This is a genomic window from Leptolyngbya sp. 'hensonii', from assembly GCF_001939115.1.
Taxonomy (GTDB): Bacteria; Cyanobacteriota; Cyanobacteriia.
Genome location: NZ_MQTZ01000001.1, coordinates 76403 through 88076 on the forward strand (window position 1 = coordinate 76403; position 11674 = coordinate 88076).

Consider the following 11674-nt stretch of genomic DNA (forward strand, 5'->3'; position numbering starts at 1 on the left):
AGGGCCTCCCCATGTTCAGCAAAAAATGGTTGTTCCTTGCCTTCCTTGCCTTTCTGCTGGCCTTACTGATCAGGCAGGGAATTCTGAATTTGGGCAACGGTTGGCCCTGGACGGTACCCCTGGCATCTTCTACCCCTGAGGCTACCCAGTTTCTCGCCCAGTTACCCGCCGCCCCATCCCTGTCTTTACCGCCCGACTCTGGCTATGTGAATGTCAAAGATTTTGGAGCCAAGGGAGATGGGGTGACCGATGACACAGCCGTCCTGCGAAAGACTATCAGCCGCAGCAAAGAATCCGGAGCCATTCGTTCGATTTACTTCCCTAACGGAACTTACCTGGTCAGCGATACCCTGGAATGGGGAGACAAGCGTAAGGATGTGCGGGGCCAGAGTCGGGATGGGGTCGTGATTAAACTGAAGGACAATGCACCTGGTTTTCAGAATCCCAATCGCCCCAAAAAGGTCTTACAGGTTGAATTTGGCCATGGGGGGCAAAACTTCGATCAGCATCTGAGCAATTTGACCGTGGATGTGGGTCGGGGCAATCCGGGGGCGATCGGCATTGGCTTCCATACCAACAACACAGGCGGCATCAGGGATGTGGTGATTCGCTCCAGCGATCCCCAGAAACGGGGACATACGGGGCTGAGTCTGGACAAAGCATGGCCCGGACCAGGCTTAATTCATCGGGTGGCTGTCGATGGATTTGAGATTGGTATTTTCGTCACCCACGATCAGTACAGCATGACGTTTGAAACCATTACCCTGACCAATCAGCGGCAGGTGGGATTTGTCAACTCCTGGAATACGGTGGCGATCCATAATTTGAGCAGCAGAAATCGAGTTCCGGCAGTGGAGAATCGGGGCAAGATGGCTTTGATGGCCCTGGTGGGAGCGGACCTGAGGGAAGGGGATGTGCGGTATCCGGCGATTGTGAATCATAGCGAGGGGGTGTTGTTTGCGCGAGATATTCGGACGAAAGGCTATGGGCAGGCGATCCTCCACACTGCCAAAGAGGTCGGTGCGAACTTACAAAGCCTTATCTTACAGAGCCAGTCATCCCCACCCACTGATACAGTCCAAACCGTGGATGAATTTGTCTCCCACCCCGTTTCCAATCTCTTTCCTGGAGCCAAAAAATCTCTCCGGCTCCCAATCGAAGATCCCCCTGTCATTCCTTACGGGGAGGTCAAGACCTGGGTCAGCATCACCCAATACGGGGCCAAGCCCGACGACGACAAGGACGATGGAGCAGCCTTGCAACGGGCGATCGAGGCTGGAGCTGAAACCATTTATCTACCTGCAGGGGTTTATCGATCGCAACAGACGATCCGGGTGCACAAGAATGTCCGTCGCCTGTTTGGATTGAATGCCCAGATGATCTTTGATACCCCTGGTCAACCTGGGTTCAAGGTAGAGGATGGCAAGTACGATGCCGTCGCGATCGATATAGACAGCACCTATGGCGATCGCAGTCGCTACTGGATCGAGCATGCCTCCCAACGGACCCTAGTGCTGGGCAATGGCAGTTACATCAATACGGTTCCGGGGGGGAAGGTCTTTATGGAGGATGCCAGTTCTGTGCCCCTGATTTTCAACCGGCAACAGGTCTGGTTACGGCAGATTAACCCGGAAAGTTATGACCATAATCCCAGTATCGTGAATAATGGGGGGCGTCTCTGGGTGCTGGGGTTGAAGACGGAAAAGGACCGAACGGCAATTGGGACCTACCAGGGGGGCCAGACGGAGGTGCTGGGGGGCTTACTCTACAAAAACCGGGAACGGGTCGGTCCGGCTCCAGCATTCATCAGTGAAGACTCAGCCATCAGTTTGATTTATCGCAACAAAGGTGTGCCCTATCAGGTTCAGGTGCAGGAAACTCGCCAGGGGGCGCGCCGGGAGTTTCTCTTTCGGGATCTGCCCGCCTCCGATGGACGCATGCCCCTGTATGTGGGTGGCAATTGATTGCTCTGGTAGACTGCACAGCAGGGCTGTCTTTGATCAAAACTCAAGCACAAAACCATGCATATCCTGAGTATTCATAACGCTTATCAGATCCGGGGTGGGGAAGATGAGTCCCGCGAGTCAGAGGAACGGCTTTTGCGGGAGATGGGACATGAGGTGTCTGTCTATGAGGAAACCAACGATCGGCTGGCTGATCTGCCCTCCTGGCGGTTAGCCATCCGCACCATCTGGTCGCGAGAGGCCCATCGAAAGGTGAGGCAGCGGCTTCAACAGGCCCCGTACAGCTTGATTCATGTCCAGAACTTCTTTCCCTTAATTTCTCCATCGGTCTATTATGCCGCCCGATCGGAAGGGGTTCCAGTCGTGCAGACCCTGCGGAACTATCGCCTGGTCTGCCCCAATGCCCTGTTTTTCCGGGAGGGGCAGGTGTGCGAAGACTGTCTGGGCAAGCCCATTCCCTATCCGGGTGTCGTGCACCGATGTTACCGGGAAAATCGATCGGCCAGCGCAGTTGCTGCCACCATGCTGGTGACTCACCGGTCCCTGGGCACCTGGAATAATCTGGTTAACGTTTACATTGCCCTGACCCAGTTCGCTCGGGAAAAGCTGATTGCAGGGGGGTTGCCAGCAGAGAAGATTGTAGTTAAACCCAATTTTGTCTCTCCTGACCCAGGGATGGGGAGTGGCAGTGGGGGGTATGCCCTGTATGTCGGTCGCCTGTCAGTGGAGAAGGGGTTAGATACCTTACTGGCAGCCTGGGATCAGTTGGGCGATCGGCTGCCCCTAAAAATTGTCGGGGACGGTCCCTTGGCTCCCCTGGTTACTCAGGCGATGGAACGGCTCCCCTCTGTCGAATGGTTGGGACGCCGCCCCATGCCAGAGGTCCATGCCCTGATGGGAGAAGCCAGCTTTCTGATCTTTCCATCTAAGTGGTATGAGACGTTTGGGCGGGTTGCAGTCGAGGCTTTTGCGAAAGGAACGCCCGTGATTGCGGCCAAAATTGGGGCGATCTCTGAACTGGTGGATCACCACCGCACTGGACTCCAGTTCCAACCGGGTAATGCTCAGGACCTAGCAGCTCAGGTCGAATGGATGATCACTCACCCGGAGGCGCTACCTGAGATGCGTCGGGCAGCCCGATCGGAATTTGAGGCGAAATATACGGCTGCCGATAATTACCGGCGTTTGATGGAGATTTACGATATCGCCTTAAGCAAATCCTGAGGCTCTATTAGCAGTGCTCAATAGCCAGGGATGATTGAGACGATCGACCTCCAGAGAGTGGGTTCTGATTGCCCCTTTTATAACTACAGGGTGAGATCAATTGAAGCGCAGTTGCTCTAGCCAGTTGATCAGGTCGGTGATTTGAGAAAAGTCCAGTAATGCTTCCCCCAGTCTCTCTATCTGCTCCTGGGGAAGGGCTTGCACCTGGGACTGCAACTCTGGAGGAAGAGAGCCCACTTGGCGGATTAACTGACGAGTTACCAGGGCTATCTCCTGCTGCAGACCCTGCTGCAGACCTTGCTGCAGACCTTGCTGCAGACCTTGCTGCAGACCTTGCTGCAGAATATCCTGATAAATTACCGATTCTTTCATGACATCCTCCCGAAATAGTCGCTGAATTAATGCCTTCTCAAATCGCAACCCGGCCAATACTTCACTACATCCTGCCAGGTTACTCCGCCGTCTATTGTCCTCAATCTTAGCAACTTCCTCTGCTACAACTTGTAGCAAAGCCACTGGGGTTTCACTGCGGGCTAGGGTAGCCAGGGGGATTAAAGCTGGACTCCTGAGCAACGGTGCAGGGTCTTCCTCCCAGAGCCGAATGACCCGATAACGATGCACCGTGGTTTCATCCTCATATTGGCTCACAAAGGCTGATTTCGCCGCTGTTTCCTTTAGAAAGAGGACCACCTGTTCCACCACACAGCCAAACTGCCGTTTCAACCGCACCGAGTAATCCAACATCCGCAAGGGCAGAGGGGGATTGGAGGTGGGTAGGGTCTGGAATTCTAGATGGACAATCTGGTTGGCTGTTCGCAGAAAGGTCAGGGCATCAGCCCGAATGGGTTCCTGACTCAGTTCAGTTTTGAGAAGTTCAACTTCCCCCACTTCAGGAGTGAGGAGCCAGCGGGTAAATTCCAGAGGATATTGCTCAACCAAATATTTGCAAGCATTATCATAGTTCATAGTACAATTGTACGATAAAACATGCAAATCATCAGTAATATTTAATAAATATGAATTGAAGTGGAAAAATATATTGGACACCTGTTCTTGGCTTCCCTACAGTGGTGACTAGTGGTCAGTCAATCAATGATTGACGGGCAGCCAAAATCCAGGTTGTTGATTGGGGTTAAATTTTGCGGGTCTTCGATCCGTCAAAATTTTCCTGACGGAACACTAGGGGTTGTTCAAAAACATTGACTCGGATATCGGAACAGACCTTTGGCAGAGGTTAACAGACATTGCCGGAGGGAAAGGCTGTGGTCGAATTAAGTGGACCGTTGTGCCCCAGAATGCACCTGCGATCGCATTTTATCCCCGCCAGGAAGTACAAATTTTGCCATCTACCCGCCTTTGTCGATTGAAATCCAGCGCATCTATTAAGGAGAACTTTGATCATGCAACAAGTGTGGAATCCAGCACTTTATCAGCAACAATATGGGTTTGTCTGGCACCATGGCAGTTCCCTGCTGGATTTACTGGCTCCTCAGATGGGGGAATGTATTCTAGACCTGGGCTGTGGCCTGGGCCAGTTAACAGAAGAGATGGCCCAGAGGGGGGCGATCGTGCAGGGCATTGATGCCGATCCGGGGATGGTGGCGCAGGCCCGTCAAACCTATCCCCACCTCCAGTTCACCCTGGCCGATGCCCGGAATTTCTGGGTGGATGAGCCACTGGATGCGGTGTTTTCCAATGCGGTGCTTCACTGGATTCATCCCCCGGATGCGGTGATTGCCTGTATTGACCGGGCTCTGAAACCGGGAGGCCGTTTCGTGGCGGAGTTTGGAGGCCGGGGGAATATTCAGGCGATCGTCACTGCCCTGGAAACGGTACGAGCCGGGATCGGCCTGCCCCCAGCCAACCCCTGGTATTTTCCCAGTCTGGGCGACTATACCCATCGTCTGGAGCAAGAGGGGTTGGAGGTGACTGACGCCACCCTATTCGATCGACCCACCCCCCTGGAGGGTGGAGCTATAGGGATGGCCAACTGGATTCGGATGTTTGGCCAGAGCTTTCTGGTGGGGTTGGCCCCAGAGCAGCAGGACTGGGTGATGGGACAGGTAGAGGAGCAGTTGAGGCCTGATCTCTATCGGGACGGCAGTTGGGTAGCGGATTACCGTCGGCTCCGGGTGGTTGCCTTCAAACGCTGATCGGGTAGCAGTCCAGGGTGGTCTGCACCTCCTGTTGTAACTGGGAGACCAGCTTCTGAACGGTGCCATAGCGATCGTGCCGGTAGGAGTCGAAGTAATCCTTCAGATTGAGGGGTTCGCCCACCTGGACTTTCGCCCGTCGAAATCCTTTTGGGGGTGGCTGGTCAATATTGAACACCTCCCGTTCCAGTCGGGTTAGGGTATCCAGAAATCTTTCAGGCGTTGGATCGGTGGCAACATAGCCATCGTAAATAGCATCAAAGTTGAGCAATCGACTGATCGCTTTTTCGACCGTGGCCTGGGAAAGGTCAGGCTCTGTTTGCTCCCCCGGATCATCATCCCGCTGGCGCAGGGCGTCCTGAACCCGATACACCCGTTCCCGCATCAGTTCGCCTGGTGCTGGCTGCAGCCCAAATTGGTGCTCACACTTCTGAATCACCTGCAGCTTGAGGGCATCAATCCGCTGATTCCAGGATTGTGCTTCTGTCTCGGAGATTGCAATTCCATAGTCCTGTTCAATCCGGGCCAGAACCGTTCCAGCCACCGATCGCAACCGATCGTAGAGCGTCCCATCCCCGGCAGTCAGTTCCAGAACCTGTTCCAGCCGCTTCAGACTGTTCTGAATCGCCAGTTCCATATCCTGAACATAGATGTATTTAATTGTCACAGGTACTGCATATAGGTCTGGCAGGGGTTCCCGCTGTTTAGCAAAGCGGTTCATCGCCTGGAACGCCATCTGGATCCCGCCAGCCCGGAAGGGCATCACCGTATCGTTTTGGAAGGAGCATCCCCCTTCTGGAAAGATCACCAAATGACAGGCCGATTGCACCAGCAGATTCAGGGTCTGGGCAATGCTGGCCCGATCGGCCAGCCCCCGGCGAATGGAGTACATCCCCATCCGTTGCACAAAACCACGAAAAATCTGTTGCAGGAATTCTGCATCAGCCAGCGATCGGAGCAGGGCAAACCGACCTGTAATTGAAAACATGGTGCGGGTGTTGCGAAAAGTTTCGTAGGCAGCCAGGTAATAGAAAGGTTGCTGCAGCCGGGCGGAGAGCAGAAACATCACCAAGGGATCGTGGAACGTCGGATGGTTGGGCAACAGGATCACCCGCTGCTGTTGCACCTGGGAGAGCCGTTGGAGAGAGGTCTGACCGATATCTAACTCAACCCAATACAACTGGCGAATCAGCCAGGGGGCCAGGGCCTGGGATACTCTGACCAACAGGGGATTCAGACGCGGCGGATAAAACTCGGGGGCGTTCATCTCGGTTCTCCGGACTCTTTCCACCGATAATACCCCTTCCGACGAAAAAGTACCTCTTTGAGGACCGGAAAAGCCCATTGTTCAAACGATCGGCATCGATGAGTGGGAGGCGACAACCCACCAGAGTATGAGGGCCAGGGCCAGAACACAGAGCTTGACGAGGATGTACAGGGTACTCCCTGGCACAATTAACGTTGTAGACAACATACGCACCTCCTGCCGTCGCTGGTGCAAAGAAGGGCAGCGACTTTGGCCTGGGTTTTCTCTGCCTCTATTCTCTCATTTCCATCAGAACCCAAGTCCAAATCGATCCCGTTGGTAACAATTCAAGCAGGTCAGAACTGAGTCAAAAAAGCAGCGATCGCTGCATTAAACGCCTCAGGTTCCACCAGAAAACACCAGTGGTTACCTGGCACCTTCTGGATTTGGAGCTGCTTTAAGTGGGCGCGGTAGGGTTGCAGTTGCCATGCGGTGCGGTTCAGCCCCTGCTCTGGTTGCAGAAACAGGGTGGGAATCGAAATCGGCTCCGTCAGTCCGGCAACCTGCATCACATCCAGAAAAGTTTCATCCCGCGCCTGAAACACAAACTTACTCCCCCATTGACCATCCGCTTTTTGCTCCATGCCCCGCTGAAACACCTGCCGCTGAAAATCGCTCCAGCCCCGATACTGCTTCAGGGAGCGGGCCAGGTGCTCGGCCTGCTCATAGGTCTGGAAAGGCCCCATGGTTTTGAGGAAGGGCAGCAACCGATACAGCATCGGGAATGTAATCTGCATCCAGGCAGGCAGACGATTGATGAAGAAGGGATCGATCAGCACCAGGCTGCGGCAGCGTTGTGGCTGTTGTCTGGCCCAGACGACTGCAACTTTAGCGGCCCAGGAATGGGCCACGATATGGGCGGATGACCAGCCCAGGTGCGCCAACAGGGCTTCCAGATCGGCGATGATATCCTGACAACGATAGCCCCGGGCTGGCTTACCACTATCCCCATGGCCTCGCAAATCGGGGGCAACACAGTGGTAGCAATCGGCCAGAAAATCCCCAGCTCGCAGCCACACCCCCGCATGATCGGCCAGCCCATGCAGGAACAGCACCGGCTCCTGGCCAGTATCCCATTCCAGGTAAGACAGTTGGAGTTGCGGTAAATTCAGGGTCTTACAGTGCATAGATTTTTGAGGGTGATAGCAGCGTCTGGCTATAAAGCAATAGATTATGATAAAACCTGCTTGCTCTCCTCTTTTTGAATGTAGTGATATTTAATCCCTCCAGCTCCAACACCGATCGTCGCCAATTTGCCCCGGCGACCCAGCGTAATCGAGAACCAATTCTGCAGGTGCTGCAGCGGGTGCTGCCTCCCACCGGCACCGTTCTGGAAGTAGCCAGTGGCACTGGCGAACATGCTCACTTCTTTGCGTCTCGACTAGCTCCCCGGTTCTGGCAACCCAGTGATCCCAATCCCCTCTTGCGGGAGAGTATTGCGGCCTGGCAAGAGTTCGAGCCTCTGGAGAATCTGGGGGAACCCCTAGCCCTGGATGGTTGTGAGTTCCCGTGGCCCGTAGAAACGGGGTCGATCGCTCTGCCGTTGCCAATTCAGGCGATCGTCAATATCAACATGATTCACATTTCCCCCTGGGATGCCTGTCTAGGCTTGATGGCGGGGGCCGATCGGATTTTGCCTGCGGGAGGGGTGCTTTACTTGTATGGTCCTTTCCAGCGCCATGGTCAGCATACGGCTCCCAGTAATGCGGCCTTCGATGAGTCTCTGCAGTCTCAGAATCCGGCCTGGGGAGTGCGCCATCTGGAGGAGGTAGCAGCGGCAGCGGCGGCTCGAAATCTGGAGTTAGAAGAGGTGGTAGAAATGCCTGCGAATAATCTGTCGGTGGTGTTCCGGCGGCAATAACAGGCATTGCAACGCAACGCCTGTACGGTAGGGTCCGGTGTTTAATAGTAGGTACGATCGTGCGTCCAGGGGGTCTTCAGGTTATGGATGTCAAAGCGGCTGTTGCTTTTGAGGCGGGAAAGCCCTTAAGCATTGAGACGGTGCAGTTAGAGGGTCCAAGGGAGGGGGAGGTTTTGGTGGAAATCAAGGCCACAGGCGTCTGCCATACCGACGCCTATACTCTCTCTGGGAAAGATCCAGAGGGTTTGTTTCCGGCAATTCTTGGCCATGAAGGGGCAGGCGTGGTCGTGGACGTGGGTGCTGGCGTGAAATCTCTGAAACCGGGTGATCATGTCATTCCCCTCTACGTCCCCGAATGTCGCAACTGTGAATACTGCCTCAGTGGCAAAACCAATCTCTGTCAGGCGATTCGCCTGACCCAGGGCAGGGGCTTGATGCCCGATGGCACCAGTCGCTTTTCTTTGGAAGGTAAGCCGCTCTACCACTACATGGGCACCTCTACCTTCGCCAACTACACGGTTCTACCGGAAATTGCCCTGGCCAAGATTCGGGAAGATGCTCCCTTCGACAAGGTGTGTTACATCGGCTGTGGGGTGACCACCGGGGTAGGTGCGGTTGTCAACACGGCTAAGGTGGAAGCTGGGGCGAATGTGGTTGTCTTTGGGCTGGGGGGAATTGGCCTGAATGTGATTCAAGCCTGTCGGATGGTGGGAGCCCGCAAGATTATTGGGGTGGATCTGAACCCGAACAAGAAAGCCCTGGCGGAAAAGCTGGGTATGACCCATTTCGTCAATCCTCAGGATGTGGAGGGGGATCTGGTCGCCCATCTGGTGGCGTTGACCCAGGGCGGCGCGGACTACAGCTTCGAGTGCATCGGCAATGTGAAAGTGATGCGGCAGGCCCTGGAATGTTGTCATAAGGGCTGGGGGGTGAGCGTGATTGTCGGGGTGGCTGGAGCAGGAGAGGAGATTAGCACCCGACCATTTCAGTTGGTAACAGGGCGGGTCTGGAAAGGAACGGCCTTTGGGGGAGCAAAGGGTCGAACCGATGTGCCCAAAATTGTGGATTGGTACATGGAAGGCAAGATCAACATTGATGATCTGATTACGAATGTGATGCCGATCGAGCAGATCAATGAAGCCTTTGAGCTGATGCACAGGGGCGATGCCATCCGCACGGTATTGACGTTTTAAGGATGAATCATGACCTCTAACACCCTGACCATCCGCAGCCAGCACACCTGTTTTGGCGGCACCCTTGGGTTCTACAGCCATGTCTCTGACACCTGTGCCGGAGACATGCGTTTTTCGGTATATCTGCCACCTCAGGCCGCTGCTGGCCCGTTGCCCGTCCTCTATTTTCTCTCTGGCCTCACCTGCACAGAAGAGAATTTCATGGTCAAGGCTGGAGCCCAACGCTATGCTGCAGAGGAAGGTCTGATCCTGGTGGCTCCCGATACCAGTCCCCGCCAGACGGGAATTCCCAGTGAGGACGATGACTGGGAATTCGGCAGCGGCGCTGGATTCTATGTGGATGCGACCCAAGAACCCTGGCAGCAACATTATCGGATGTATAGTTACGTGACCGTAGAACTTCCAGCCCTGGTTGCAACCCACTTTCCAATCCAGCCAGATCGACAGGGCATCAGCGGCCATTCCATGGGGGGGCATGGGGCGCTGATTTGTGCCCTGCGCCACCCCGATCGCTACCGTTCCGTTTCAGCCTTCGCTCCGATCGTGGCTCCCAGTCGCTGTCCCTGGGGCCAGAAAGCCTTCACCCATTACCTGGGAGCAGACTCAACGGCCTGGTCAGCCTATGATGCGACGGAACTGGTGACTCAAGCTCCTGACGATCGTCTGATCCTGATCGATCAGGGCACAGCGGATCAATTTCTGGAAACCCAACTGATGCCCCAGGTATTTGAACGAGCCTGTGCAGCGGTGGGCCAGCCCCTGACCTTGAGAATGCAACCAGGTTACGATCACAGTTACTACTTCATTGCCACCTTTATCGGCGATCATATTCGCTACCATGCAGCGGCACTTTGTCGTTGAATCTTGGCTGGCAATTGGATGGTGGAAAGAGCTTTGTTGCAGCAATAATTTGAGAATGCTTCCCTATAAATATCGTCACTCTGACTGGACTCACAGTAACTTTATCCAGCAATATTCTTACTGGGGCTACCTCAAAGAGGTCAAGCAGCAAATTGTGGATATGGCAGTCAATGGGAGTGGGGTTAGGGACACAGCAAGAGTGCTCAAAATCAGCTCAACGACGGTGATAGAGGAGTCTAAAAAAGTCTCGACAGCGGTCCAAGGTAAATCAACTCCTGCTGGAACCAGGCTGTCTAACGTTCCCCTTCAGCGACAAAAATCAATCTCGAACGCAGCACTAGGGGCTTTCAACCATCCGCCTGCATTTGAATTGTTAGACGGCTTTTTTCTAAGTTGCTTGCAGAACATAAAATGTATAACCATAGAACTGGCTGAATTTCTCAAACAGTCTCATCTCTTCTTCAGTTTCACGAATAACGAGTTGAGTAATTGGGGTGATTTCGATCTGCCCTATCTGCTCACGTAACGGTTCATAATAATTGAACCACCAAGCTTGATTTGGCAACCGATGTTTAGAAAGCACACTAAATCCAGAGCGATTAGCCCGATCGATATTCTCAGCCTCGGTACCCATCATAGGATAGGCACTTTGCCAATAGGTGCTAGCAGGCTCTGGCACATCATCAGTAAACCAACTCATCTCTGATATGACAGCAATGCCGCTGTCCGCAAGAAGCGGTCGCCAGATTTTAAGAGCCTGCTCAAATCCAAGATTATAAGCCGCTCCCTCGAGTGCATCCCACTTTTGCGATGAGTATAAGTGCTTAGAGCTGTGTTTGAAAGAGCGCGCTAAACTTTGAGCATTCCTGCTTTGGTCAACCACGCTTATGGACCCTGAGAAAAAAGCCCAAATTCAAGCCCACGCCCGTGCCCTTGCCGCCTTGCTATACGAGGAAACCGACCCGGAGCAAGTGAAAACATTGGCAGGGATTGAGGCAGCAGTGAGAGGGCATCTGCTGGAACACGTCGGTCCAGAGATCGGGGATTTTTTATTGCAACAAGCAGCGGCACCACGAGTGGACGAAAGCGCAGGCTCGATAGTATCATCGGAC

11 protein-coding genes and 3 pseudogenes are annotated in these 11674 nt (G+C 54.1%); 9 read left to right on the forward strand and 5 right to left on the reverse strand.

Annotated features, from left to right (window positions below):
* Positions 1-11: 11 nt before the first annotated feature.
* The gene (locus tag BST81_RS00270; protein WP_075596538.1) at positions 12-1964 is read left to right on the forward strand and encodes a glycoside hydrolase family 55 protein; all 1953 of its coding nucleotides are present in this window, start codon (positions 12-14) and stop codon (positions 1962-1964) included.
* Between the two features lie 57 nt (positions 1965-2021).
* Positions 2022-3188, forward strand: a complete 1167-nt coding sequence (locus BST81_RS00275; RefSeq protein ID WP_075596539.1) for a glycosyltransferase family 4 protein — start codon at positions 2022-2024, stop codon at positions 3186-3188.
* Positions 3189-3284: 96 nt separating this feature from the next.
* On the opposite strand, the gene BST81_RS00280 is transcribed toward BST81_RS00275, so the two are convergent.
* Complete coding sequence (locus tag BST81_RS00280; RefSeq protein WP_075596540.1) at positions 3285-4154, reverse strand: DUF4351 domain-containing protein; 870 nt, start codon at positions 4152-4154, stop codon at positions 3285-3287.
* Between the two features lie 220 nt (positions 4155-4374).
* Between BST81_RS00280 and BST81_RS29190 the strand changes: the two are divergent.
* Together BST81_RS29190 and BST81_RS00285 are read left to right on the forward strand one after the other, a co-directional pair.
* Positions 4375-4500: pseudogene (locus BST81_RS29190) on the forward strand (GNAT family N-acetyltransferase); the annotation flags it as partial.
* An 88-nt stretch (positions 4501-4588) separates the two neighbouring features.
* The gene (locus tag BST81_RS00285) at positions 4589-5341 is read left to right on the forward strand and encodes a class I SAM-dependent methyltransferase (RefSeq protein WP_253188032.1); all 753 of its coding nucleotides are present in this window, start codon (positions 4589-4591) and stop codon (positions 5339-5341) included.
* Here BST81_RS00285 and BST81_RS00290 read toward each other — a convergent pair.
* The 3 genes from BST81_RS00290 to BST81_RS00295 all read right to left on the reverse strand — a co-directional run bounded on the left by BST81_RS00290 (position 5331) and on the right by BST81_RS00295 (position 7774).
* Entirely contained in the window at positions 5331-6608 is a 1278-nt protein-coding gene (locus BST81_RS00290) for a 1-acyl-sn-glycerol-3-phosphate acyltransferase (RefSeq protein ID WP_075596541.1), read from the reverse strand. The genes BST81_RS00285 and BST81_RS00290 overlap by 11 nt on opposite strands.
* A gap of 81 nt (positions 6609-6689) precedes the next feature.
* Entirely contained in the window at positions 6690-6815 is a 126-nt protein-coding gene (locus tag BST81_RS29050) for a hypothetical protein (RefSeq protein ID WP_290439405.1), read from the reverse strand.
* 128 nt (positions 6816-6943) lie between these two features.
* Positions 6944-7774, reverse strand: a complete 831-nt coding sequence (locus tag BST81_RS00295) for an alpha/beta hydrolase (protein WP_075596542.1) — start codon at positions 7772-7774, stop codon at positions 6944-6946.
* 83 nt (positions 7775-7857) lie between these two features.
* Here BST81_RS00295 and BST81_RS00300 point away from each other — a divergent pair, with 83 nt between their 5' ends.
* From BST81_RS00300 to BST81_RS28655, 4 genes and pseudogenes are all read left to right on the forward strand, one after another.
* Positions 7858-8508, forward strand: coding sequence for a DUF938 domain-containing protein (locus BST81_RS00300; protein ID WP_290439407.1), 651 nt, complete (start codon positions 7858-7860; stop codon positions 8506-8508).
* Positions 8509-8591: 83 nt separating this feature from the next.
* On the forward strand, positions 8592-9701 hold the full coding sequence (locus BST81_RS00305) for an S-(hydroxymethyl)glutathione dehydrogenase/class III alcohol dehydrogenase (RefSeq protein WP_075596543.1): 1110 nt from the start codon (positions 8592-8594) through the stop codon (positions 9699-9701).
* Between the two features lie 9 nt (positions 9702-9710).
* Positions 9711-10562, forward strand: a complete 852-nt coding sequence (gene fghA / locus BST81_RS00310) for an S-formylglutathione hydrolase (protein WP_075596544.1) — start codon at positions 9711-9713, stop codon at positions 10560-10562.
* Between the two features lie 139 nt (positions 10563-10701).
* Positions 10702-10809 (forward strand): annotated as a pseudogene (locus BST81_RS28655) (IS1-like element transposase); the annotation flags it as partial.
* A 141-nt stretch (positions 10810-10950) separates the two neighbouring features.
* Here BST81_RS28655 and BST81_RS28660 read toward each other — a convergent pair.
* The gene (locus BST81_RS28660) at positions 10951-11445 is read right to left on the reverse strand and encodes a hypothetical protein (RefSeq protein ID WP_253188034.1); all 495 of its coding nucleotides are present in this window, start codon (positions 11443-11445) and stop codon (positions 10951-10953) included.
* A 4-nt stretch (positions 11446-11449) separates the two neighbouring features.
* Here BST81_RS28660 and BST81_RS00325 point away from each other — a divergent pair.
* A pseudogene (locus tag BST81_RS00325) lies at positions 11450-11674 on the forward strand (ISKra4 family transposase); the annotation flags it as partial.

Coding starts and splice junctions, on each gene's coding strand:
- BST81_RS00305 (WP_075596543.1), top strand. CDS start 8,592: ATGGATGTCAAAGCGGCTGTTGCTTTTGAGGCGGGAAAGCCCTTAAGC.
- BST81_RS00285 (WP_253188032.1), top strand. CDS start 4,589: ATGCAACAAGTGTGGAATCCAGCACTTTATCAGCAACAATATGGGTTT.
- BST81_RS29050 (WP_290439405.1), bottom strand. CDS start 6,815: ATGTTGTCTACAACGTTAATTGTGCCAGGGAGTACCCTGTACATCCTC.
- BST81_RS00280 (WP_075596540.1), bottom strand. CDS start 4,154: ATGAACTATGATAATGCTTGCAAATATTTGGTTGAGCAATATCCTCTG.
- BST81_RS00290 (WP_075596541.1), bottom strand. CDS start 6,608: ATGAACGCCCCCGAGTTTTATCCGCCGCGTCTGAATCCCCTGTTGGTC.
- BST81_RS00275 (WP_075596539.1), top strand. CDS start 2,022: ATGCATATCCTGAGTATTCATAACGCTTATCAGATCCGGGGTGGGGAA.
- fghA (WP_075596544.1), top strand. CDS start 9,711: ATGACCTCTAACACCCTGACCATCCGCAGCCAGCACACCTGTTTTGGC.
- BST81_RS00295 (WP_075596542.1), bottom strand. CDS start 7,774: ATGCACTGTAAGACCCTGAATTTACCGCAACTCCAACTGTCTTACCTG.
- BST81_RS00270 (WP_075596538.1), top strand. CDS start 12: ATGTTCAGCAAAAAATGGTTGTTCCTTGCCTTCCTTGCCTTTCTGCTG.